Below are 21,856 nucleotides of genomic sequence, written 5' to 3'. Positions count from 1 at the left end.
TTCAGCCCCGCCGCTCGCGGAAGAAATCGCGCAATATCTCCCCCGCCTCGGCCTCGCCGATGCCGGGATAGAGTTCGGGATGATGGTGGCAGGTCGGCTGGCTGAAAAAGCGGGGGCCGTGCTCCACCGCACCACCCTTGGGATCGGACGCGCCATAATAGACGCGCGCGATCCGGGCATGGGCGATAGCGCCGGCGCACATCGCGCAGGGCTCGAGCGTGACCCACAGGTCGCAATCCTCGAGCCGCTCGCGGCCGAGCTGCTGGGCGGCGGCGCGAATCACCCGCATCTCGGCATGGGCGGTGGGATCGTGGAGCGTGCGCGGCGCGTTGGCCGCGGTGGCGATCACCTTGCCGTCGTGCACGACCACCGCGCCGACCGGCACTTCGCCCGCCTCGGCGGCTGCACGCGCAGCGTCGAGCGCGAGGCGCATCGGTTCGGGGAGCGGGAACATGGGAGGGTGATTAGCCAACCTATCCCAGTCCGTCACCTGCTCCCCGGCGAAGGCCGGGGCCCAGCATCGACAAAGCTGGTTGGCGGGCGGAACCTCACGAAAGACGTGGCAACTGGGCCCCGGCCTTCGCCGGGGAGCAGCTAAGCGATCGCTGGCTCAGTCGCCCGAGCATCCGGATCCCGCAGCACGCTCCACAGCGCATAGCCAATGCCAGGGAGGAACCCCAGTACCGTCAGCCCGGTGGTGATCCAGAAATCGCGCCCCGGCCCCTTGGCCAAGTATGTGCCCAAGGGCGGCAGCAACACCGCCGCCACCACGGGTCCGGGGCGCCGGGTCATTATTTCGCGGCAGGCGTCGGCGTCGGAGTGGCGCCGGCCTGTTTCACTTCGATGGTGGGCAAGGTCACAGTGGTGTTCTTCATCTCTACCGTCGGCACCTCAACGGTCGTGTTGGTGCTTCCGATCCCGACCGATCCCGTTTCGGCCTTAAATTTGGGCAGCTGGCCGCCCTTCGCATCGAAGGTGATGGTCGGCATGGTGGCGCCCTGCTGCTGCTCGATGTGGAGCATGCCCACGGACATGAGCACCACGACGGCAAGCGCGATAAGGCCTATAAGTACGAGAATTCCACGCATCGCTTCATCTCCCCAAATGAATCGCCAAAATTGGTCCGGGCGCGTAATCAACGTCGCATCAACCATGGCGGTTGCATCGGCACAAGGCGATTCTTCTAGCGAATCGGTTGACGCTCCGTCCCATTACGGCTATCCGCGCCACCTTTCCGGCCCCAGTTCGCTGAGGCTCAAACCAGGATATCAAACGATGTCGCGCATTTGCGAGCTGACCGGCAAGGGCCGGCAGGTGGGTAACAACGTTTCCCACGCCAACAACAAGACCAAGCGCACGTTCCTGCCGAATCTGCAGAACGTCACGCTGATCAGCGATTCGCTGAACCGCAGCGTCCGCCTGCGCGTCTCGACGCACGGCCTGCGTTCGGTCGAGCATAATGGCGGCCTGGACAACTGGCTGCTCAAGACGAGCGACGACGATCTGTCGCTGCGCGCCCGTCGCCTGAAGCGCGAAGTGCGCAAGGCTTCGGCGTCGACCGAGAAGACCGCGGCCTAACAGCCACGCCGTCGACGGCTCAATGCGGGCCCGTTCTCCACGCGGAGGGCGGGCTTTTCGCATGTCCGCGTTCGATCGCCGCCGCCGGCAATCCCGGCCCGCGCCTCAACGCCTGCCGAACTCGATTCGGAACTTGAGCAGCAGCGACCATTCCCAGAATTGCTGGTTGTCGTCCGAGGCGATCCACAGGATCGTGTCATCGCCTTCGCGGGTCACCGCCAGCGCCTCGTAATTGTCGTGGAGCAGCGGCGCGGCGAGTGCGGCGATCTCGGTGCCGCGCACCACGGCGCCGGCACGAATCGCCCGCGGATCGACCAGCGTCAGTTTCGCCGTGAACAGCCCCGGCACCGAGAAGCGCCGGTTGAGCACGATCAGCCTGCCATCGGGCAGTTGCACCGCATCGCTCGGGTCATAGCGCTCATCGGGCGGGACATAGGTGAAGCGAATCGGCTCGCCCCCCGGGCTGGTCGGATCGCCCGCGAAGAGCAAAGCCTCGCGGCCCCAACGCTGCCCCTTTGGCCGCGACGTCTCGCTGATCACTGCGAATCGGCCATCGGCCAGGCGAGCCATCGATTCGGGACCGCCATTGCGCGACCAGCCACGCATCGCCGCCGGGCGCACGCTCCGCTCGGCCCGTGTGAGGCTGTCGTCATAGCGCCAGATCGCATTGTAATTCTCGAAGCCCACCCAGATCCGGCCGGTTGCGGGGTCGGAAGTCATTGATTCCGAATCGCGCTGCGACTTGAGCCAGCCGGTGCCCGGCCCATCGGGCAAATCGCCGAAGCGCAGGTCGCGCGGTGTCCAGTCGGCGCCCATGCGAAAGCGGATGAAGGTGCCGCCATCGGCGAGGAGGGTGAAGCGGTCGCCCTTGATCTGCATCGAGGAAAAGCCGCCAAAAGCGCGGTCGGGGCTCTTCAGCCGGATCCCGCCGAGATAGGTGAGCGCGCCGACGCGGGTGCGTCCCGGATCATGGGCATCGAGCGGCACGCGCTCCACCGTCATGCGCGGCTCCGGACCCAACACCTCGCGGCTATCGCGGCCCGAAGCCGAGAGCAGCAGGATCAGGCAGAGCAGCAGAAAGGCGATCACGGGGCGGCGTTGCATCGCCTCCGCTCATAGCGGCTCCACAGGGGAGAACCAGCGCCGCAAAGATGAACGCCAGATGACCAGCGCGTTCAGGTGAAACTAAAGGGAACCGCGTAGAGTCGCGTTTGTTATCACCCGTACAGTTTACCCCTCGCGTAGCGTATCGAGGGCTGAGGGCCGCTCCCGCAAGGGGCGGCCCTCGTCATTTCAGTGATGCCGCTCCGGCATCAATACATGTGCTGGCCACCGTTGATCGACAGCGTCGATCCGGTGACGAAGCCGCCATCTTCCGAGCAGAGGAACGCCACGCCGCGCGCGATCTCATGCGCCTGGCCGAGCCGGCCTACGGGAATCTTGGCGACGATCTTCTCGAGAACCTCGGGCGGCACCGCCGCGACCATGTCGGTATCGATATAGCCCGGGGCGATCGCGTTCACGGTCACGCCGAAGCGCGCGCCTTCCTGCGACAGCGCCTTGGTGAAGCCGTGGATGCCCGATTTGGCGGCGGCATAATTGACCTGGCCATATTGGCCGGCCTGGCCGTTGATCGAACCGATATTGACGATGCGGCCCCATTTGCGCTCGCGCATGCCGGGGAACACGGCGTGCGCCATGTTGAAGCAGCCGCCCAGATTGACGCGGATCACGTCCTCCCACATGTCGCGGCTCATCTTCAGGATGGTGCCGTCGCGGGTGATGCCGGCATTGTTGATCACGACATCGACCGGGCCGAGTTCGGCCTCGACCTGCTTCACGCCTTCGTGGCAGGCATCGTAATCGCCCACATCCCATTTATACGCCGCGATGCCGGTGCGATCGGTGAAGGCCTTGGCCTTCTCGTCATTGCCCGCATAGTTGGCGGCAACGGTCATCCCCGCATCCCGGAGCGCAAGGCTGATCGCCTCGCCGATGCCGCGGGTTCCCCCCGTCACGATCGCTACGCGTGCCATGCTTTTCCTCTCCTCTATGGGTTGGCGAACGCTAGGCAGGCTGGGTCCAGCCCGCAAGCTCCTCGCTTAAAATTGTGCGCAGCATGTCGATGCCGCCTTCGCTGTCGTTGAGACAGGGAAGATAGCCGAACTGGGTGCCGCCCGCGGCGAGGAACGTCTCGCGCCCGCGAATCTCCAGCTCCTCCAGCGTCTCCAGGCAATCGGCGGCGAAGCCCGGCGCGACGATCGCCACCTTCTTCACGCCCCTTGCCGGCAGCGCGGCGAGCGTCACATCCGTCGCCGGCTCGAGCCACTTCGCCTTGCCGAAGCGCGACTGGAAGGTGACGATCAGGTCGCGACCCAATGCTTCGCCGAGCAGCCGCGCGGTCTTCTGGCAGTGGCAATGATAGGGGTCGCCCAGGTGCAGCGTGCGCTCGGGCATGCCATGGAAGCTGGCCAGGATCGCATCGGGCTCGAAATCGAGCGCCGCCAGCCGCGCCTCCACCGACGCCTTGAGCGCGGCGATATAGGCGGGATGGTCATGATAGGGCGGCAAGGTGCGGAGCGCCGGCTGCCAGCGCATCGCCGCCAGCGCGGCGAAGGCGGCGTCATTGGCGGTCGCGGTCGTCGCCGCGCAATATTGCGGATAGAGCGGCGCGATCAGGATGCGCTCGCAGCCGCGTGCCTTGAGTATGTCGATCCGCTCGGCGATCGCGGGCTTGCCGTAGCGCATCGCGTGATCGACGATCACGTCCGGCCCGAACGCATGCTCCAGCGCCACCGCCTGCGCGCGGGTGATCGCGGCGAGCGGCGATCCGTCCTCGCGCCACACCAGCCCATATGCGTGGGCGGACTTCTTCGGCCGGGTGCGCAGGATGATGCCGTGCAGGATCGGCTTCCAGACGATGCGCGGGATCTCGATGACGCGGCGGTCCGACAGGAACTCGGCCAGATAGCGCCGCACCGCGCCGGCATCCGCCGCATCGGGCGTGCCGAGATTGACGAGCAGGACGCCGATCTTGCCGGTCGCGACCGGTACATGCTTTTCGGGCCAGATCATTCGCGGATCACTCGACGTCCGAGAGCAGCGGCAGCACCCGGAAGCGCACGCCGCTCGCGGATTGCAGCGCGTTGGCGATGGCAGGCGCGACCGGCGGCACCGCCAGCTCGCTCACCCCGCCCGGATCGGCGGCATTGCGGATCAGCTCGACCGTGATGTCCGGCGCATCGGCAAGCGTCGGCAGGCCGAGCTCGGAGATGTCGCGCACATCGGCGACATTCTCGGTGAAGCCCGTCGATCCGGCGATCGCTGCCGCCATGCCGAAGATCAGCCCGCCCTCGATCTGCTGCTTGACCAGGTCCGGGTTGACGATCCGCCCGCAATCGACCGCGGCGACCAGCCGCTCGACCTTGACCTTGCGCCCCTCGAGCCGCGCCTCGGCCATCACGGCGATATAGGAGCCGCGGAACGCGTGGCAGGCGATGCCCTGGCCGCTGCCCGGCTGCCCGCCCTGCCAGCCGCCGAGTTGCGCCGCGGTCTGGATGCAGCGCGCGAGCCTTGTCTCGTTGCCGAGCATCGCCATGCGGAACGACACCGCATCCTGCTCGGCGACATGCGCCAGCTCGTCGAGGAAGCTCTCGACGAAGAAGCAATTGTAGCTGTGTGCGCCCGAGCGCCAATAGCCCGTCGGCACCCCGATCGACGCGACATGATGATCGACCGCGTAGTTCGGGATGCCGTAGATCGGCTCCGCCCCCGCCACCGCCGAGGGATCGCCCTTGCCCGGCAGCGCGAGCGAGGCCTGCACCACAGGATCGCTCCCCAGCAACCGCGTCGCCAGCTCGCGCCCCGTCTCGGGCGCGGCGATCTTGGCGAGCAGGCCCGAGACCTGCCCCCGCCCGTTGAGCTTGCCGGTCAGCCGGCCGATCGCGGGCGGACGGTAGCGGTCGTGCCGCATGTCCTCGCCGCGCGGCCAGGTGAGCTGCACCGGCCGGCCGATCTTCTGGCTCAGCAGCGCCGCCTGCGCCGCCACGTCATGTTCGAGCCGCGCCCCGAACGAGCCGCCTGCCATCGTCGCATGCACCGTCACTGCGCCTTCGCCGAGCCCGGTCGCCCGCGCCGCCGCCGCGCGCGCCAGCCCGGGCGCCTGGGTCGGCAGCCAGAGCGACAGATGGCCATCGGCGTAGGAAGCGGTGCAGGTCGCCGGCTCGAGCGCGGCGTGGAGCGCCACGTCCACCCGATACTCGGCATTGACCACCTTGGCTCCGCGGAAATCCTCCGCCAGGTCGCCCGCCTCGTGCAGCCGCACTCCGTCGGCATTGATCGCCGCGTTCAGTGCATCGGCGATCGAATCATTGTTGATCACGTCCTCGGGCGTCTTGAAGCGCGGGCGCATCGCATCGATGGCGCGCTCCGCCGCCCAGCCGTTATTGGCGACCGCGGCGACCCAGTCGTCGGTCGTCACCACCGCGAGCATGCCCGGGATCTTGTTCGCCGCCGCCCGGTCGAGCTTGACCAAAGCCGTCTCGCCGATCGGCCCCATCCGGATCGAGGCGAACACCATGTTCGGCAGCCGCACGTCCGCGGCATAGAGAAGGCTGCCGTCGACCTTGGCCGGCGCATCGAGCCGGGGGAGCGGCTGGCCATAGAGCCGGTTGGCCTCGCCGGTGCGCAGCGGCACGTCGCCGGGCACGCTCTCGTCCGCCGCCTCGGCGGCCAGCGCCCCGAAGCCGAGCTTGGAATTGCCGTGGATCACCTGCCCGCCCGCCGTGTCGCAGCTCTGCCACTCGGTGCCCCAGCGCCGCGCCGCTGCCTTGCACAGCAGCACCCGCGCCGTCGCCCCGGCATGGCGCAGCTGGTCCTCGAAGCTGCGGATCGAAGTCGAGCAGCCGGTGAGCATCAGCCCGGTGCGCGCGGCATGGCTGCGGCGCAATTGCTCGGGCAGTCCGCCAAGCGCCAGCTCGAACAGCTCGTCGGCGGCCAGCGGATTGGCATAAAGCGGGTTGAGCGGTGCGGGCTCGACGCCGACCTGCTTCCAGTCCGCGCCCAGCTCGTCGGCGATGATCTGCGGCAGCGCGGTGAACACGCCCTGCCCTTCCTCGCATTGCGGCACCGCGACCGAGACATGCCCGTCCGCACCGATCTTGAGCCAGGCGCCGAACAGGCTCTCGCCCGGCGCCGCGGTGAGGTTGGGCAGATAGGTGCGCGGCCATACCGCCCAGGCGACCACCAGCCCCACGCCCACGCCGCCGCCGATCAGCAACGTGCGCCGATCCAGCTGCCTGAGCTTGCCGAGTTCGACCTTCATCCTCCCCGCTCTATCGCGCGTGGGAAAGGCTGTCACCCCGCCGCTCCGCATCGAAGAGTCGCTTGGGTTTGCCGCCCGCCTGTTCTATCGGAGCCCCACACCCCGGAGGGACATCAGTGCTGCTTGCAACCCTTGCCGCCGCCGCGGCCGACCATATCCATTTCGCCGATCTCGGCCTCAACAAGGTCGCGCTCTCGCTCGGCTTCTTCGACATCAAATGGTATTCGCTGGCCTATATCGCCGGCATCCTGGTCGGCTGGTGGTATCTGCTGCGCCTGCTGCGCGAGCCCGGCGCGCCGATGAGCAAGAAGCACGCCGACGATCTCGTCTTCTACGCCACGCTCGGCATCATCGTCGGCGGGCGCCTTGGCTATGTGCTGTTCTACGGGCTCGACCGCTTCATCCAGCACCCGCTCGACATCTTCAAGCTGTGGGACGGCGGCATGTCCTTCCATGGCGGCGTGATCGGCACCACGCTGGCGATCATCCTGATGTGCCGCCAGCAGAAGCTCAACTGGCTGCGTGTCCACGATTACGTCGCCTGCGTCGTCCCCTTCGGTCTGTTCTTCGGCCGCCTCGCCAATTTCGTGAACGGCGAGCTGTGGGGCAAACCGGCGGACCTGCCTTGGGCGATCGTCTTCCCCGGCGCCGGCGACATGGCCCGCCATCCGAGCCAGCTCTACGAGGCCGGGCTCGAAGGCGTGGTGCTGTTCGCCATCCTGTGGTTCGCCTTCTGGCGCACCAGGGCGCGCTACGCGCCGGGCAAGCTCGTCGGCATCTTCCTGCTCGGCTATGGCTGTTTCCGCTTCTTCGTCGAATATTTCCGCGAACCCGATGCGCAGTTCGACGGCACGATCTTCGCGAGCTTCATCCATATGGGCCAGGTGCTGTGCCTGCCGATGATCGTCGGCGGCATCTATCTGATCGCCACCGCCAAGGGCCGCCGCGAGCGCGTCGAGCCGATCGCGGGCGCGGAGAGCGTGGCCTGAGGTGAGCGAGAATCCGCTAGACGCCGCGCCGGGCGAACGGAACGCCAACGCCGCCGAACCCCTGCTCGCCGAGCGGCTCTCCCGCGCCATCACCATGGCCGGGCCGATCCCGCTGTCGCAGTTCATGGGCGCCGCCAATGCGCATTATTACGCCACGCGCGATCCGCTGGGCGCGCGAGGCGACTTCACCACCGCGCCCGAAGTCAGCCAGATGTTCGGCGAGCTGATCGGGCTGTGGGTGGCGGATCTGTGGGACCGCGCCGGCCGGCCGCCCGCCCGCTATGTCGAGCTCGGACCCGGCCGCGGCACGCTCGCCGCCGATGCGCTGCGCGCCATGGCCAAGGCCGGGCTCACCCCGCCGGTCAATCTGATCGAGACCAGCCCGACCTTGCGTGCCGCCCAGGCCGAACGCGTGCCGCATGCCGAATTCCATCTCGGCGTGCTCGGCCTGCCCGACGACGCACCGTTGATCTTCGTCGCAAACGAGTTCTTCGACGCGCTGCCGATCCGCCAGTTGATCGCCACGGCGGAGGGCTGGCGCGAGCGGCTCGTCGCCTGCCAGGACACTCTGTTCCTGCCGATCGCCGGGGACCGCAGCTTCGACATGATCATCCCCAAGTCGTTCCAGGACGCAGCCCCGGGGTCGATCCTCGAGACCTCGCCCGCCAGCATCGCGGTGCTGCGCCAGCTCGCCGCGCGCCTCACTGCGCAGGGCGGCGCCGCGTTGGTCATCGACTATGGCTATCAGGGCCCCGCGATCGGCGACACGCTGCAGGCAGTGAAGGGCCATGCCTATGCCAATCCGTTCGACGAGCCCGGCGAGGCCGATCTGACCGCGCATGTCGATTTCGCCACGCTGGCCGAGGCCGCGCGCGCCGAGGGGCTGATCGTCCACGGGCCGGTAACCCAAGGCGAGTTCCTCCTTCGCCTCGGCATTGCGGAGCGCACCGCTGCGCTCTCGCTCGCAACCCCCGATCGCGCCGGGCAGCTGGCGCTGGACCGCGAGCGGCTGGTCGATCCCGAGCAGATGGGCGAGCTGTTCAAGGTGATCGCCTTCACCGCGCCCGGCTGGCCGGTGCCCGCAGGATTTTCGGAATGAACTACCGCGACGCCACGCTCGACGACCTGCCCGCGATCGACACGCTGTTCCGCGCAAGCTTCGTCGCGACCTTCGGCCATCTCTACCAGCCCGCCGACCTCGCCGATTTCCTCGGCAAGTTCACCCCCGAGGCCTGGGCCGGCGAGTTCGCCGAGCCCGACCTCAAATTCCGCCTGGCGGAGGACGAACAGGGCCTGGCCGGCTTCGCCAAGACCAGCAACCTCACCCTGCCGGCGGAAACCACCGCGCGCACCTATGAGCTCCGCCAGCTCTATCTCGACGACCGGGCCAAGGGCAGCGGCGCGGCACAGGCGCTGATCGACTGGGCGCTCGACCAGGGCCGCGCGCGCGGCGCCGAGGAGATGTGGCTCTCGGTCTATGTCGACAACCACCGGGCCAAGCGCTTCTACGAGAAGAACGGCTTCGAGGATCGCGGCCCCTATATCTTCCTGGTCGGCGCGCATGAGGATGAGGACCGGTTGATGCGGCGGGTGCTGTGAACGAAGTCGAAGTCTTCCAGGCCCGCGCGCTGCACGGCGTCGCGCACGGCTTTCTCGGCCGCAAGGGCGGCGTCTCGACCGGCGACATGGCCAGCCTCAATGTCGGTCTCGGCTCGCAGGACGATCCCGCGCTGATCGCCGAGAACCGCCGGCGTGCGACCGAAGCGGTGCTGCCCGGCGGCCGGCTGGTCACGCTCTACCAGGTCCATTCGCCCGATTGCGTCGCGATCGTCGAGCCGTTCGAGGACCGGCTGCGCCCGCATGCCGACGCACTCGTCACCGATCGCCCGGGCCTCGCGCTCGGCATCCTCACCGCCGATTGCGCGCCGGTGCTGTTTGCGGACCGCGACGCGGGCGTGATCGGCGCCGCGCATGCCGGCTGGAAGGGCGCAGTCGGCGGCGTCACCGATTCTACGATCGCGGTGATGGAGACGCTCGGCGCAAAGCGTGAGCGCATCGTCGCCGCGATCGGCCCGTGCATCGCCCGCGCATCCTATGAAGTCGATGTCGTCTTCCTTGCCCGCTTCGCCGATGCCGACCCGGACAATGAGCGCTTCTTCACCGAAGGCCGCCGCGAGGATCATTGGCAGTTCGACCTCGAAGCCTATGTCGCTTCGCGCCTCGCCGCGGCGGGCATCCGCACCGTCGAGATGCTCGGACAGGACACCTACGCCCAGCCGGAGCATTTCTACAGCTTCCGCCGCGCGACGCATCGCAGCGAGCCCGATTACGGCCGGCAGATCTCGATCATCGGGCTGTAACCCCTCTCCCGTTGGGAGCGGGACAATCCCCTTCCAATGTAGGATTTCCCATGTTTCCCTCGAAGCATGGCCTGTCGACTCGCCCTCAATTCGCCACGCCGCAGCCCGCGACAAAGCTCCCTCGCGCGCGCCCGCGCGTGAGTGTCGTGACTTTCGTGACTTTCGGGCTCCCCAAGCGCAGCCAAATCGTTACAGATGATACGAAATAGAATTACATCCGGAGAGCCTGCATGACCGACGAAACCGAAGCCGACCTGACCGGCGGCACCCCGCGACGCCGCCCCAAGGCGAATGTCGACAAGGTCGGCAATCGCAAGCTCAAGCCCAGCACGATGATGATGGGCCATGGCTATGATCCGGTGCTCTCCGAAGGCTCCTTGAAGCCGCCGATCTTCCTCACCTCGACCTTCGTCTTCCCCAATGCTGCGGCCGGCAAGCGCCATTTCGAGGGTGTCACCGGCAAGCGCCCGGGCGGCGCCGACGGGCTGGTCTATTCGCGCTTCAACGGCCCGAACCAGGAAATCCTCGAGGATCGCCTCGGCATCTGGGAAGGCGCCGAGGACGCGCTCGCGTTCTCCAGCGGCATGTCGGCAATCGCCACCCTGTTCCTGTCGATGGTCAAGCCGGGCGACACCATCGTCCATTCGGGCCCGCTCTATGCCGCGACCGAGACGCTGATCGCCCGCATCCTCGGCCGCTTCGGCGTGCATTGGCTCGACTTCCCGGCGGGCGCGACCCGCGAGGAGATCGACGCGGTGCTCGGCAAGGCCGCGTCCGGCAACGTCGCGCTGATCTATCTGGAGAGCCCCGCCAACCCGACCAACGCACTGGTCGATGTCGAGGCCGTCCGCGCCAGCCGCGACGCGATCTTCAAGGGCGCCAAGCCGCCGATCGCGATCGACAACACTTTCCTCGGGCCGCTCTGGGCCCAGCCGCTCAAGCAGGGGGCCGACATCGTCGTCTACTCGCTGACCAAATATGCCGGCGGCCATTCGGATCTCGTGGCGGGCGGCGTGCTCGGCTCGAAGGAGCACATCAACACGATCCGGCTGATGCGCAACACGATCGGCACGATCTGCGATCCGAACACCGCCTGGATGCTGCTGCGCAGCCTCGAGACGCTCGAGCTGCGCATGTCGCGCGCCGGCGAGAATGCCGTGAAGGTCTGCGAGTTCCTGCGCACCCATCCCAAGGTCGAGCATGTCGGCTATCTCGGCTTCCTCGAGGAAGGCTCGCGCCAGGCGGACATCTATAACCGCCACTGCACCGGCGCCGGCTCGACCTTCTCGCTCTATCTCAAGGGCGGCGAGAAGGAGGCATTCGCCTTCCTCGACGCGCTCAAGATCGCCAAGCTCGCCGTGTCGCTCGGCGGCACCGAGACGCTGGCCAGCCATCCCGCCGGCATGACGCATTTGTCGGTGCCGGACGCGCGCAAGCAGGCGCTGGGCATCACCGACAATCTCGTCCGCATCTCGATCGGCGTCGAGGATGCCGACGACCTCATCGCCGATTTCGAGGAGGCGCTGAAGGCAGTGTAAGCGCCGGCCGCACGCGCGGATCGAGCAGGTCCGCCATCATGCGGTGGTCCTTGCGCGAGGGGTGCCAGTGGCACCCCGTCATCTCGAGCTGCGGCACCTTCACCGGTGTCGCGCCCGTCGCCTCGGCCACCGCGGCGACATCGGGGTAGAAAGTCTCGGCGCCCATCAGCACCAGCTTCGCCTGGGGCTGGAGGCGCCGAAGCTCTTTGACAAAGTCGATGTAGCGCATCCGGTAGTCGGCATGGAGCGCCGCGCCGTCCGCCCAGGCCTCGCCGGCATGGACCGGGGTCGAGAAGTCGTTGGTGCCCAGATTGACCACGATCACCTGCGGCCGCCAGCTATCCGGCGCGGCGGGTGCCGCTTCGCCCGGAATGGCGCGGGGATAGAGGAAGGGGAGGTTCTCGCCGGGCTTGCCGCCGGCATAGTTGCGGACCACGCCATAGCCCGAATAGGCGATCACCCGGTACTCGGCGCCCAGCCGCTTCGCCAGCACCGGCCCGAATGCCTGGCTGGTATCGGTGGTGTCATGCACCTGTAGCTGGGTGCAGTCGCGGCTCGCCGAAATGTTGCCATAGCCGACGCTGTGCGAGTCCCCGACGAACTCGATGGCGGCGCGGCGGATGATCGGTGCCAGCGGCGTGCCCGGCGTGGTGAAGCCCAGGAAGCGCGAGCTGCCCGACTGGCTCTCGGTCAGCTTCTCCAGCCGCACGACGTGCACGCCCGGCTTGAGCCCGGCGATCTTCACCACTGCCGGCCCCGGCGTCACCAGGGTCTGGAACGTCCGCCCGTCGATGCTCAACCGCAGAAAGTCGCCCTGCGTCTCGACGCTGGCGGTGACCTCGGTCCCACGGAACCGCCCCTCGAAATAGGCCCCCGGCCAGCCGAAGCGCATCGCCTTTCCCTCGGCAACCACCCGCCCGCCGACATCGACGGCAAGTGGCTTGCCCTCGGGCACAGCCGTGGTGGAGAGGAGGAGCGGAGCGAGCAGGGCGACGAGCTTCATCCCGCCACCCTAACCCGCTGTACCGCTGCGCGTCAGCCCCAGAGCTGCGCGCGATACGCCTCGAAGCAGCGCGCGCCGCAGCGCAGCCGGATCAGCGCACCCTCGGCCATCGCGGTGGCGCGGCGCGGATCCTCCTCGACCGCCGGGCGGATCGCCTCGCGGTTCCAGTCTTCGCTATGCTTGACGTCGAGCACCGCATGCAGCGTGAAATAGCGCGCTTCCTTGGGGCTCAGCCCGACGCGCTTCAGTCCTTCGGCAACGAGCGCGGCACGGCCCGGCGCGGTTAGCTCGATCACGCCGAGCGCACCCACCGAATGCCAGGCATAGCGGCGCTGCGTGGCCATCGCGGTCATCGCGTTGGCGAGGCACAGGCTCTCCCACAGCGTATTCTCGATCACCGGCTCCACTTCGAGCGTCTCGACCAGCGCATCGAGCATCGGGCCGTGCATGCCCTTTTCGGTGCCGTGGCCCATCTCGTCCCAATAATTGCGGGCAAGCTCGAGCTTGGGGCGGACCGGCAGCTTGACCTGAGTCATCGCGACGAGATCGTCGAACCCCGCCTCGCCGGCGGCTTCCTGCTCGAAGAACCATCGAAGCTGGTCCCGGTCGGCTTCCTCGCCCAGCCACGGGAACAGCGGATCACCCTGCCCCGGCCCGACTGCCTTCAGCCCTTCGAACCAGTCGATAAAGCCTTCGACATCGGTCGGCGCTGCGGCGGCTTCGTCCGCCACTTCGGCCCGCAACTCCTCGAGGAACGCGCCTTCGAGCCGCTGCATCTTCATGTCGCGCTCGAAGCGCTTCTGCCAGTCGGCGCTGGGAAAGGCGGGCGCCAGCCGCTCGCGGTTCCAATGGGCGAGACCGCGCTGGAAACTGTCCTTCAAAAATTGCGAGCCGCGATCATTCGCGAAATCATGGGGGCGGGTTGCCATGGGAATTGTCTCTCCTGCTTGCCCCGCCAAACCGGCGAGCGCGCAGGGGAGTTCCGGCAACCAACTTAGGTTAAACGCTTTTCAGCCCGTAAGCGGCTCGTCCATCGCGTCGTCGAGCTGGCGCAGGTCGCCGCCGCGGGTCTCGCGTCCGAACCAGGCGACGAGCGCCAGCGCGACCAGCATCGGCACCATGATCGCCCCTGCCACCACGCCGATCGAGGGCACCAGCTTGAAGATGAACAGCGCCTGCGCGATCACTCCGCCCGCCTTGGTGCAGGCCGCCACCCAGCCCGTCGCCCGGCCGCGCACCCTGAGCGGGAAGCTCTCGGCGGTATAGGGTAGCAGGATCGCGATGATGCCGTTGATCCCGATGATCAGCAGCGCGACCGGCAGCACCGGGCTGCCGCCGCCGAACAGCTCCATCCGCAGCACGCCCGCAAGCCCCAGCAGTGTCACCGCGATCGAGGCGCCGAGCGCCCATTTGGTGCTCCACAGGCTGTAGAGCAGCGCGCCGACGAAGATCGTCGGGAAGGCGATCAGCGCGCTTTCCGCGAGCAGCCGGCTCGCCACTTCCATCGAATAGCCTTCGTTGACGAAATGGTTGGGCAGCCAGAGCAGCAGCCCGAAATTGATCAGGCCCCAGGTGATGCCGGTGAGCGAAAGCGCGGCGAGCTTGCCGTACAGATGCATGCCCTTGAGCGCGCCATGCCCGGGCCGCCGCGTGGCCGGAGCAGGCGTGCCCAGCTTGCGCGCCACCGCGCCGAACTTCGCCATCACCGCCTGCGCCTCGACCACCCGGCCGCGCGCGAGCAGGAACTTGGCGCTTTCGGGGATCAGCGCGCCGAGCACCACCAGGGTCAGCCCGGTCGGCAGGTTGAGCAGCCACAGGATCCGCCAGCTATAATCGGGCACGAGCAGCGTCGAGGCGCCGCTCGCCGCGAAATAGCCGCCGCCCGCGCCGAGCCCGCCGACCAGCACCAGGCTCCAGCCGCGGTGCCGGTTGGGCATCATCTCGGCAAGCAGCGCATAGGTGACCGGCAGCATGCCCCCGGCAGCCGCGCCCATCATGAAGCACATGCCGATATTCCAGGCGAGGCTCGGCATCGCGCCGCAGATCGAGGTGCCGACGAACATCACCGCCGAGAGCAGGATCGTCGCCTTGCGGCCATAGATGTCGGCGAGCACGCCCCACACCACCGATCCGGTGACCGTGCCGATCAGCGCGAAGAACGGGACGAGGCTCACCGTCTCCTTGGGCACCATATATTCGTGGACCATGCCGGGCACGGTGAACCCCAGCGAGGCAGGCTTCATCGTATCGATGATCAGCGCGACGACGAGCACCGCCATCAGCCGCCAATGCGCGAGGCTCAGCGGCGCGTCCTCGGGCGCGGCGATCTCGATCCCCGCCCCTGCGGCGCGCTGCGCGGCGATGCCGCGCGGGAGCAGGCCATAGGCAGCGATCAGGCATCCACCGATGATCAGCCCCATCCCGCCGACCATGTCCCAGCCCATCGGCATGCCGGCGAGCATGAAGTGCATGCCCTGGCCCATCAGGAACATCGGGATGTGCAGCAGCACGCCGATAGTGACCATCACGCAGCCGAGCACGAACGCCCAAAGCGCCTGCCGGTCCGATAGGCTGTTCTGCATCGACGATCCCCTCTTGGGCGCGAGCGTTACACGAAGCGCCATGCAAGAAAAGCGGCGCTAGCCTCGCCGCGTCGGCCATGCTCTAACCTGCCGCCATGCTAGCTCAGCTTCGCACCGGCTTCGCCGCGCTCGCCGCCCTGTCGTTCACCGCCCAGCCGATCCTGGCGCAGACTTCGGAGGGTTCGACCTATGCAGCGGCCGATCCGATGATCGGCACCGGCGGCGAGGGGCACACCTTCCCGGGCGCCGTCGCCCCGTTCGGCATGATTCAGCTGAGCCCCGATACCGACACGACCTGCCAGATCCGCAAATGCTACAGCCACGCCGCCGGCTATCGCTACGAGGACCCGACGATCCAGGGCTTCTCGATGACGCATTTCTCGGGCGCCGGCCATTCGGACCTGGGCGATTTCCTGATCCAGCCGGTCGCGGGTGACGTGTCGGGGCTCGAACCCGACGACTATCGCTCACCCTTCGATCACAAGACCGAGCAGGCCCAGCCCGGCTATTATGCCGTCACGCTCGCCAGGCCGGGCGTGCGCGCCGAGATGACCGCGGGCACGCGCATCGGCGTCCAGCGCTATGCCTTCCCGGCCGGCAAGCCGGCGCACCTGCTGCTCGACCTGCGCAGCTCGCTCTACAATTATCCGGGCAAGATCCTGTGGTCCTCGATCCGCATCCGCGCCGACGGCACGATCACCGGTGCGCGCGAGACGCGCGGCTGGGCGCCCGCCCGCAAGCTGTTCTTCGCGATCCGCCCTTCGGCACCGCTCACCGGCCACGCCTTCCTCAACAAGGAGGAGAAGGTCGAGTATAAGGGCTTCCAGGGTCCGAGCCGCGGCGCAGACGATGCCCAGCAGCTCGCCGGGCGCGCGCTGGTCGCGCAGCTCGATTTCGGCGCGCTCGACAAGCCGCTCGAAGTGAAGGTCGCGATCTCCGCGGTCGACGAGGACGGCGCGATCGCCAATCTGGAGAGCGAACCGGGCGACTTCGACGCGATCCGCGCAAAGACCACCACTGCCTGGACCAAGGCGCTCGGCGCGATCGACCTCGCCGGTCCCGCGCCGATCAGGAAGACCGTCGCTACGGCACTCTATCACAGCCTGATGGCGCCCAGCGTCTTCTCCGACGCCGACGGCCGCTGGCGCGGGCCGGACGATCAGGTCCGCCAGGCCAAGGGCTTCACGTTCCACTCGACCTTTTCGCTATGGGACACCTTCCGTGCCGAGCATCCGCTGCTGCTGCTCGTCCAGCCGGAAAAGAAGAATGCCGACTTCATCAACTCGCTGATCGCCAGCCAGCAGGTCAGCCCCTTCGAGATCCTGCCCATCTGGCAGTTCAACGGGCGCGAGACCTGGACGATGATCGGCTATCACGCCGTGCCGGTGATCGCCGATGCCTATCTGAAGGGCATCAAGGGTTTCGATCCGAACGCGGCGCTCGACGCCGCGGTGAAGAGCGCCACCTATGGCCCCTATGGCGGCCTCGATCAGTACATGAAGCTCGGCTATGTCCCGATCGACAAGGAGCCCGAAGCCGCCTCCAAGACCGTCGAATATGCCTATGACGACTGGACCATCGCGCGGATGGCCAAGGCAATGGGCAAGGCCGATGTCGCCGCCGCCTTCGAGAAGCGCGCCGGCAACTGGCGGGGCAGCTTCGACGCGAAGACCGGCTTCCTGCGCGCCCGCAAGTCCGACGGCAGCTTCCGCACGCCCTTCGATCCCACCGCGATCAACTATGGATCGGACTATACCGAGGGCAATGCCTGGCAATATTCGTGGTTCGTGCCGCAGGACCAGGCCGGCATGTTCGCCCTGCTGGGCGGCGACGCGGCGGCGGTGAAGAAGCTCGACGCGATGTTCGACTTCGACAATTCGAAGCTCGATTACAGCCATGCCGAGGACATTGCCGGGCTGATCGGCCAGTATATCCATGGCAATGAGCCGAGCCACCACGTCGCCTATCTCTACAGCTATGCCGGACAGCCCTGGCGCACCCAGGAACGGCTCAAGCAGATCGTCGAAAGCCAGTACAAGCCGACGCCGGACGGGCTTTCGGGCAATGACGATCTCGGCCAGATGTCGGCCTGGCTCGTGTTCACTGCGCTCGGCTTCTATCCCGTCGCGCCCGGCTCGAACGAATATGTCATCGGCCGCCCCTTCCTGAACCGTGCGGCGCTCAACCTGCCGAACGGCAAGCGCTTCACGATTCTGGCGGACGGGCTGTCGGACACGAACAAATATATCGGCAAGGTCACGCTCAACGGCAAACCGCTGGCGCGCGGCTATCTGAAGCATGCCGAGATCATCGCCGGCGGCGAACTGCGCTTCACGATGCAGGCGACGCCCAACAAAAGCTGGGCGACCGGCAAGGCGGTGCGGCCCTATTCGATGAGCACGGCGCGCTAGGGTCCGCGCCGCACCGCATCGATGAACGCCCGCACGGCCGGCGCCATGTGGCGCTGCTGCGGGTAGCAGAGATAATGGCCGGGGAACGGCACCGACCAAGGCTCGAGCAGCGGCACCAGCCGCCCCTGCTCGATATGCGCGCGCACCTTGGGCTCGATCGCGAAGGCGATGCCGATGCCCTGCAGTGCCGCTTCGATGCACGCCTGCTTGTCGTCCAGGATCAGTGGCCCCTCGACCGCGACCTGGAACCAGCCATCCTCCCAGAACTCCCAGTGATAGGGCGCGGCATTGCCGGGCCAGCGCCAGCGGATGCAGCGATGGCGCAGCAGCTCGCGCGGATGTTCGGGCGCACCATGCGCCGCGACATAGCCGGGGGTCGCCACCGCGAGCTGGCGCATCTCCTCGCCCAGCGCCAGCGCCACCATGTCGCGCTCGATCAGCTCGCCGATCCGGATCGCCAGGTCATAGCCGCCCGCGACGATGTCGATCACTGTATCGTCGAGCGAGATATCGAGCACGACGTCGGGATAGTCCCGCGCGAAACGCTCGAGGATCGGGACCACGTGCAACTCGCCGGCGAAGCGCGAGGCATGGACGCGCACCCGCCCGGCAACTCCTTCGCGTCCTGCGCGCGCCTGCAACATCGCTTCGCCGAGTTCCGCCAGCGCCGGCTCGGTGCGCGCAAGCAGCGCGGCGCCCGCCTCGGTGAGCGACACGCTGCGGGTGGTGCGGTTGAGCAGACGCGCGCCCAGCCGTTCCTCCAGCCCGCGGACGAGCTGGCTGAGCGCTGAAGGCGACACCCCCATTGCGGCGGCGGCGCGACTGAAGCTGAGCAGCTGCGCGACCGCGACAAAGCCCCGGAGCTGCTGATAATCGGCGGAAAGCGGGATCAAGGCCATCGCCACTGCTTAGCAGCGCTAACAAGTAAATGGCAAAATGGCGCCATTATCCCGGCAGCCTGCGACACCCATCTCCTGCCGCGAAGGAGATTTGCATCATGAAGACCTGGTTCATCACCGGCATTTCGCGCGGGCTCGGCCTCGCGCTAGCGCGGGCCGCGCTCGAACGCGGCGACACCGTCATCGGCACCGTGCGCGGCGCACCGCCCGCATTGGAGCAGGGGCCGGGCACGCTGCACCTGCTCCCGCTCGACATGACCGATGCGGCGGCAATCGCATCGACGGTCGAGCAGGCATTCGCGCTGGCCGGCCCGATCGATATGATCGTCAACAATGCCGGCTATGGCCTGCTCGGGGCGATCGAGCAGGCAAGTGACGCCGACGTCCAGCGACTGTTCGACGTCGACCTGTTCGGCCCCTTCCGCCTGATCCGTACGGCGCTGCCTTATCTGCGCGCGCAGGGGAGCGGCCATATCGTCAATATCACGTCGATCGCGGGGCGCGCGCCGAATTCGGGGTCGGGCCTCTACGCCGCCGCCAAGTTCGCGCTCGAGGGCTTGTCGGCAGCGCTGGCCCAGGAAGTCGCGCCGCTCGGCATCCACGTCACCGCCGTGGCGCCAGGGGCATTCCGCACCGATTTCCTATCGGATCATTCGATCCGCAAAAGTGGCGCCGATGTCGCCTATGCACAGTCGGCAGGGCGTTCGGCGGCAGCGCTTAGCGCAATGGCAGGCAAGCAGCTCGGCGACCCGCGCCGCGCCGCCGCGGCGATCCTCACTTTGGCGGATTCGTCCAATCCGCCCCTGCATCTCCTGCTCGGCAGCGATGCGCTCGCGCGGGCGCGGGCGAAGCTCGACGCAGTGATCGACGAGATCGACAATTGGGAAGTGGTGACCCGCAGCACCGACTTCGCCGACTGACGGTCAGCCGTCGCCGACGCGCTCGATGTCGGCGCCCACTGCCTGGAGCTTCTCCTCGAGCCGCTCATAGCCGCGGTCGAGATGGTAGACGCGGCTCACCTGCGTCTCGCCTTCGGCAACCAGGCCGGCGATGATCAGGCTCATCGACGCGCGCAGGTCGGTCGCCATTACCGGCGCGCCGACCAGCTTGCTCGGGCCGTGCACAACCGCGGTGCGCCCGCGCACATCGATATGCGCGCCCATGCGGGCCAGTTCGGGCACGTGCATGTAGCGGTTCTCGAAGATCGTCTCGGTGAATACGCTGGCGCCCTCGGCGACCAGTTGCATCGCCATGAACTGCGCCTGCATGTCGGTCGCGAAGCCGGGGAAGGGTGCGGTCGACAGCGTCAGCGGCTTGAGCGGACCATTGGCGGCGACGCGGACGCCGGCCTTGGTCTCCTCGACCGTCACGCCGGCCTGAACGAGTGCGTCCAGGGTGGCGCGCATGTCGTTCGCCGCCGCGCCGACCAGTTCGACATCGCCGCCGGTGATCGCCGCAGCGCAGGCATAGCTGCCCGCCTCGATCCGGTCGGGCATCACCGCATAGGTCGCGCCGTGCAGCCGGTCGACGCCTTCGATCTCGAGCCGCTCGGTGCCGATGCCGCTTATATGCGCGCCCATCGCGACGAGCAGGTTGCACAAATCGACGATCTCGGGCTCGCGCGCCGCATTGTCGAGCACGGTGGTGCCCTTGCACGTCACTGCCGCCATCAGCGCATTCTCGGTCGCGCCGACCGAAACGACCGGGAAGCTGTAGCGCCCGCCGCGCAGGCGCCCGCCGGGGGCGGAGGCCTTCACATAGCCCGCGGTCACTTCGATCTCGGCGCCCATCGCCTCGAGCACCTTCAAATGAAGGTCGATCGGGCGATTGCCGATCGCGCAGCCGCCGGGCAGCGACACCGTCGCTTCGCCGGCGCGGCCGAGCAGAGGGCCGAGCACCAGGATCGAGGCGCGCATCTTGCGGACGATGTCATAGGGCGCCACCGTCGAGGTCAGCTTGCCCGCGCGCACCGTCATCACCCGCCCGAAATCGGTGGGCCGCGTGCCCTCGATCGAAGTCGAGGCGCCCAGCTCGTTGAGCAGATGGCCGAAGCTGTCGACATCCGCCAGGCGCGGCAGATTGCGCAGCGTCAGCGGCTCGTCGGTGAGCAGCGCGCAGGGCATCAGGGTGAGTGCGGCGTTCTTTGCGCCGGAGACGGGAATCTTGCCGGACAGGCGCTTGCCGCCGCGAATGAGAATGCGATCCATGCCGGGCTTCTAATCGCTGGCCCGCTGCACGCAAGTGCAGGCGTTTTTTGCGCGCTTGATCGATTTTAATGCATTGAATCCATTGCACTGCTTTGCATCGACCTGTGGGGGGAAGCCATAGAGTGTCGGGCAGTTGTTTCGCGGAAATGCTGAGTCACCTGATCGACCTGTCTCCGGTCGAGCAGCGCGCACTCGAAAAACTGGAAGAACGCCAGCGGCAGGTGCGCCGCGGGGCGGTGCTCCAGCGTGAGAATGAGGGCTGCAACGAGCTCTACATCCTGCGCAAGGGCCTGATGATGAGCTATGTGCTGCTCGACGACGGCAGCCGGCAGATCCTGCGCTTCCTCTTCCCCGGCGACATGCTCGGCGTTTCCAGCGCCGTCTATCAGGAAGCCCCCGAGACGCTGGCAGCGCTGTCCGACTGCGTGGTCTGCCCGTTCGACCGCGCCGCACTTTCCGATCTGATGCTCGATCACCCGCGGCTGGCGGCGATGGTGCTGGTCTATTCGCAGATCGAGCGGGTGGCGCTTACCGACCGGCTTGCCGCACTCGGCCGCACCAGCGCCAAGGCGCGCGTCGCGGCACTGCTGATCGAACTGCGCAATCGCCTGCACGGCACCGACAAGAGCATCACCAACGCCTTCACGCTGGGGCTGACCCAGGAGGAAGTCGGCGACGCCACCGGGCTCACCGCGGTGCACGTCAACCGGATGCTGCGCCAGCTCGAGGAAGAAAAGCTCATCGCGCGGGAAAATGGCCGCGTGACCCTGCTCGACGAGCGCGCGCTCGCCCGCGCCGCCAATTACGTCAATCGCTATGAAGGGCTCGATCTCGGCTGGCTGCCCAAGCCGCGCTGATCGGCGTTCGCGGTTTTTCGGAAAAATGGTGGGCCGGACGTCATGCGATGACAAGTCGCGCCGTCCGGCCCGCGTTCCCGCCCAAAACCCCCCGGTTCCCAGGAACTGA

At 67.5% G+C, this 21,856-nt stretch carries 21 protein-coding genes; 9 read left to right on the top strand and 12 right to left on the bottom strand.

Annotated features, from left to right (window positions below):
* Position 1 precedes the first annotated feature (1 nt).
* The 3 genes from HZY97_RS17570 to HZY97_RS17560 form a co-directional block, all read right to left on the bottom strand.
* Complete coding sequence (locus HZY97_RS17570; protein ID WP_180147511.1) at positions 2-433, bottom strand: nucleoside deaminase; 432 nt, start codon at positions 431-433, stop codon at positions 2-4.
* Positions 434-594: 161 nt separating this feature from the next.
* Positions 595-792 carry a YqaE/Pmp3 family membrane protein gene (locus HZY97_RS17565; RefSeq protein ID WP_180146841.1) on the bottom strand — a complete coding sequence of 66 codons (198 nt, stop codon included), beginning with the start codon at positions 790-792 and terminating at the stop codon, positions 595-597.
* On the bottom strand, positions 792-1,154 hold the full coding sequence (locus tag HZY97_RS17560; protein ID WP_257215145.1) for a hypothetical protein: 363 nt from the start codon (positions 1,152-1,154) through the stop codon (positions 792-794). Before HZY97_RS17560 ends, HZY97_RS17565 begins: the two co-directional genes overlap by 1 nt.
* 121 nt (positions 1,155-1,275) lie before the next feature.
* Here HZY97_RS17560 and rpmB point away from each other — a divergent pair, with 121 nt between their 5' ends.
* Entirely contained in the window at positions 1,276-1,578 is a 303-nt protein-coding gene (rpmB, locus tag HZY97_RS17555; RefSeq protein WP_180146838.1) for a 50S ribosomal protein L28, read from the top strand.
* A 105-nt stretch (positions 1,579-1,683) separates the two neighbouring features.
* Here the strand turns inward: rpmB and HZY97_RS17550 are convergent, their stop codons facing one another.
* From HZY97_RS17550 to HZY97_RS17535, 4 genes are all read right to left on the bottom strand, one after another.
* Positions 1,684-2,682: an esterase-like activity of phytase family protein gene (locus HZY97_RS17550; protein WP_180146835.1), complete on the bottom strand. Its 999-nt coding sequence runs from the start codon at positions 2,680-2,682 to the stop codon at positions 1,684-1,686.
* A gap of 209 nt (positions 2,683-2,891) precedes the next feature.
* On the bottom strand, positions 2,892-3,614 hold the full coding sequence (gene phbB / locus HZY97_RS17545; RefSeq protein WP_180146832.1) for an acetoacetyl-CoA reductase: 723 nt from the start codon (positions 3,612-3,614) through the stop codon (positions 2,892-2,894).
* A gap of 31 nt (positions 3,615-3,645) precedes the next feature.
* Positions 3,646-4,653, bottom strand: a complete 1,008-nt coding sequence (gene hemH / locus HZY97_RS17540) for a ferrochelatase (RefSeq protein ID WP_180146830.1) — start codon at positions 4,651-4,653, stop codon at positions 3,646-3,648.
* A gap of 7 nt (positions 4,654-4,660) precedes the next feature.
* Entirely contained in the window at positions 4,661-6,901 is a 2,241-nt protein-coding gene (locus tag HZY97_RS17535; RefSeq protein ID WP_180146827.1) for a xanthine dehydrogenase family protein molybdopterin-binding subunit, read from the bottom strand.
* A gap of 116 nt (positions 6,902-7,017) precedes the next feature.
* Here HZY97_RS17535 and lgt point away from each other — a divergent pair, with 116 nt between their 5' ends.
* From lgt to HZY97_RS17510, 5 genes are all read left to right on the top strand, one after another.
* Positions 7,018-7,890, top strand: coding sequence for a prolipoprotein diacylglyceryl transferase (gene lgt, locus HZY97_RS17530; protein WP_180146824.1), 873 nt, complete (start codon positions 7,018-7,020; stop codon positions 7,888-7,890).
* A gap of 94 nt (positions 7,891-7,984) precedes the next feature.
* Positions 7,985-8,989 carry a class I SAM-dependent methyltransferase gene (locus tag HZY97_RS17525; RefSeq protein WP_180147505.1) on the top strand — a complete coding sequence of 335 codons (1,005 nt, stop codon included), beginning with the start codon at positions 7,985-7,987 and terminating at the stop codon, positions 8,987-8,989.
* Positions 8,986-9,489, top strand: a complete 504-nt coding sequence (locus tag HZY97_RS17520; RefSeq protein ID WP_180146821.1) for a GNAT family N-acetyltransferase — start codon at positions 8,986-8,988, stop codon at positions 9,487-9,489. The genes HZY97_RS17525 and HZY97_RS17520 overlap by 4 nt, the downstream gene beginning before the upstream one ends.
* On the top strand, positions 9,486-10,250 hold the full coding sequence (gene pgeF / locus HZY97_RS17515; RefSeq protein WP_180146818.1) for a peptidoglycan editing factor PgeF: 765 nt from the start codon (positions 9,486-9,488) through the stop codon (positions 10,248-10,250). The genes HZY97_RS17520 and pgeF overlap by 4 nt, the downstream gene beginning before the upstream one ends.
* 230 nt (positions 10,251-10,480) lie before the next feature.
* Positions 10,481-11,788, top strand: coding sequence for a cystathionine gamma-synthase family protein (locus HZY97_RS17510; protein WP_180146815.1), 1,308 nt, complete (start codon positions 10,481-10,483; stop codon positions 11,786-11,788).
* On the opposite strand, the gene HZY97_RS17505 is transcribed toward HZY97_RS17510, so the two are convergent.
* From HZY97_RS17505 to HZY97_RS17495, 3 genes are all read right to left on the bottom strand, one after another.
* A complete protein-coding gene (locus HZY97_RS17505; protein ID WP_180146812.1) occupies positions 11,751-12,791 on the bottom strand; it encodes an SGNH/GDSL hydrolase family protein in 1,041 nt (346 codons plus the stop codon). The genes HZY97_RS17510 and HZY97_RS17505 overlap by 38 nt on opposite strands.
* Before the next feature lie 32 nt (positions 12,792-12,823).
* Positions 12,824-13,720: an iron-containing redox enzyme family protein gene (locus HZY97_RS17500; protein ID WP_180146809.1), complete on the bottom strand. Its 897-nt coding sequence runs from the start codon at positions 13,718-13,720 to the stop codon at positions 12,824-12,826.
* Between the two features lie 81 nt (positions 13,721-13,801).
* Entirely contained in the window at positions 13,802-15,373 is a 1,572-nt protein-coding gene (locus HZY97_RS17495) for an MFS transporter (protein WP_180146806.1), read from the bottom strand.
* A 95-nt stretch (positions 15,374-15,468) separates the two neighbouring features.
* Here HZY97_RS17495 and HZY97_RS17490 point away from each other — a divergent pair, with 95 nt between their 5' ends.
* Complete coding sequence (locus HZY97_RS17490) at positions 15,469-17,784, top strand: GH92 family glycosyl hydrolase (protein WP_180146803.1); 2,316 nt, start codon at positions 15,469-15,471, stop codon at positions 17,782-17,784.
* Here HZY97_RS17490 and HZY97_RS17485 read toward each other — a convergent pair.
* Complete coding sequence (locus HZY97_RS17485; protein WP_180146800.1) at positions 17,781-18,683, bottom strand: LysR family transcriptional regulator; 903 nt, start codon at positions 18,681-18,683, stop codon at positions 17,781-17,783. The genes HZY97_RS17490 and HZY97_RS17485 overlap by 4 nt on opposite strands.
* A 98-nt stretch (positions 18,684-18,781) precedes the next feature.
* Here HZY97_RS17485 and HZY97_RS17480 point away from each other — a divergent pair, with 98 nt between their 5' ends.
* Complete coding sequence (locus HZY97_RS17480) at positions 18,782-19,603, top strand: oxidoreductase (RefSeq protein ID WP_180146797.1); 822 nt, start codon at positions 18,782-18,784, stop codon at positions 19,601-19,603.
* A gap of 3 nt (positions 19,604-19,606) precedes the next feature.
* On the opposite strand, the gene murA is transcribed toward HZY97_RS17480, so the two are convergent.
* Complete coding sequence (gene murA / locus HZY97_RS17475) at positions 19,607-20,890, bottom strand: UDP-N-acetylglucosamine 1-carboxyvinyltransferase (RefSeq protein WP_180146794.1); 1,284 nt, start codon at positions 20,888-20,890, stop codon at positions 19,607-19,609.
* 146 nt (positions 20,891-21,036) lie between these two features.
* On the opposite strand from murA, the gene HZY97_RS17470 reads away from it, so the two are divergent.
* The gene (locus tag HZY97_RS17470) at positions 21,037-21,747 is read left to right on the top strand and encodes a Crp/Fnr family transcriptional regulator (RefSeq protein WP_180146791.1); all 711 of its coding nucleotides are present in this window, start codon (positions 21,037-21,039) and stop codon (positions 21,745-21,747) included.
* Positions 21,748-21,856: the final 109 nt, after the last annotated feature.

Source organism: Sphingomonas sp. R-74633, assembly GCF_013416555.1.
Lineage (GTDB): Bacteria > Pseudomonadota > Alphaproteobacteria > Sphingomonadales > Sphingomonadaceae > Sphingomonas.
Note: the sequence above shows the minus strand (reverse complement) of the source record. Positions and strands in the feature narration are given on the sequence as shown.

What these genes read in the sequence shown, in the direction of transcription:
- HZY97_RS17480 (WP_180146797.1), top strand. Translation starts at nt 18,782, where the DNA reads ATGAAGACCTGGTTCATCACCGGCATTTCGCGCGGGCTCGGCCTCGCG.
- HZY97_RS17505 (WP_180146812.1), bottom strand. Translation starts at nt 12,791, where the DNA reads ATGAAGCTCGTCGCCCTGCTCGCTCCGCTCCTCCTCTCCACCACGGCT.
- HZY97_RS17570 (WP_180147511.1), bottom strand. Translation starts at nt 433, where the DNA reads ATGCGCCTCGCGCTCGACGCTGCGCGTGCAGCCGCCGAGGCGGGCGAA.
- HZY97_RS17560 (WP_257215145.1), bottom strand. Translation starts at nt 1,154, where the DNA reads ATGGTTGATGCGACGTTGATTACGCGCCCGGACCAATTTTGGCGATTC.
- phbB (WP_180146832.1), bottom strand. Translation starts at nt 3,614, where the DNA reads ATGGCACGCGTAGCGATCGTGACGGGGGGAACCCGCGGCATCGGCGAG.
- rpmB (WP_180146838.1), top strand. Translation starts at nt 1,276, where the DNA reads ATGTCGCGCATTTGCGAGCTGACCGGCAAGGGCCGGCAGGTGGGTAAC.
- HZY97_RS17510 (WP_180146815.1), top strand. Translation starts at nt 10,481, where the DNA reads ATGACCGACGAAACCGAAGCCGACCTGACCGGCGGCACCCCGCGACGC.
- HZY97_RS17550 (WP_180146835.1), bottom strand. Translation starts at nt 2,682, where the DNA reads ATGCAACGCCGCCCCGTGATCGCCTTTCTGCTGCTCTGCCTGATCCTG.
- HZY97_RS17495 (WP_180146806.1), bottom strand. Translation starts at nt 15,373, where the DNA reads ATGCAGAACAGCCTATCGGACCGGCAGGCGCTTTGGGCGTTCGTGCTC.
- HZY97_RS17470 (WP_180146791.1), top strand. Translation starts at nt 21,037, where the DNA reads ATGCTGAGTCACCTGATCGACCTGTCTCCGGTCGAGCAGCGCGCACTC.
- HZY97_RS17500 (WP_180146809.1), bottom strand. Translation starts at nt 13,720, where the DNA reads ATGGCAACCCGCCCCCATGATTTCGCGAATGATCGCGGCTCGCAATTT.
- hemH (WP_180146830.1), bottom strand. Translation starts at nt 4,653, where the DNA reads ATGATCTGGCCCGAAAAGCATGTACCGGTCGCGACCGGCAAGATCGGC.
- HZY97_RS17565 (WP_180146841.1), bottom strand. Translation starts at nt 792, where the DNA reads ATGACCCGGCGCCCCGGACCCGTGGTGGCGGCGGTGTTGCTGCCGCCC.
- HZY97_RS17490 (WP_180146803.1), top strand. Translation starts at nt 15,469, where the DNA reads ATGCTAGCTCAGCTTCGCACCGGCTTCGCCGCGCTCGCCGCCCTGTCG.
- murA (WP_180146794.1), bottom strand. Translation starts at nt 20,890, where the DNA reads ATGGATCGCATTCTCATTCGCGGCGGCAAGCGCCTGTCCGGCAAGATT.
- HZY97_RS17525 (WP_180147505.1), top strand. Translation starts at nt 7,985, where the DNA reads ATGGCCGGGCCGATCCCGCTGTCGCAGTTCATGGGCGCCGCCAATGCG.
- HZY97_RS17520 (WP_180146821.1), top strand. Translation starts at nt 8,986, where the DNA reads ATGAACTACCGCGACGCCACGCTCGACGACCTGCCCGCGATCGACACG.
- HZY97_RS17485 (WP_180146800.1), bottom strand. Translation starts at nt 18,683, where the DNA reads ATGGCCTTGATCCCGCTTTCCGCCGATTATCAGCAGCTCCGGGGCTTT.
- HZY97_RS17535 (WP_180146827.1), bottom strand. Translation starts at nt 6,901, where the DNA reads ATGAAGGTCGAACTCGGCAAGCTCAGGCAGCTGGATCGGCGCACGTTG.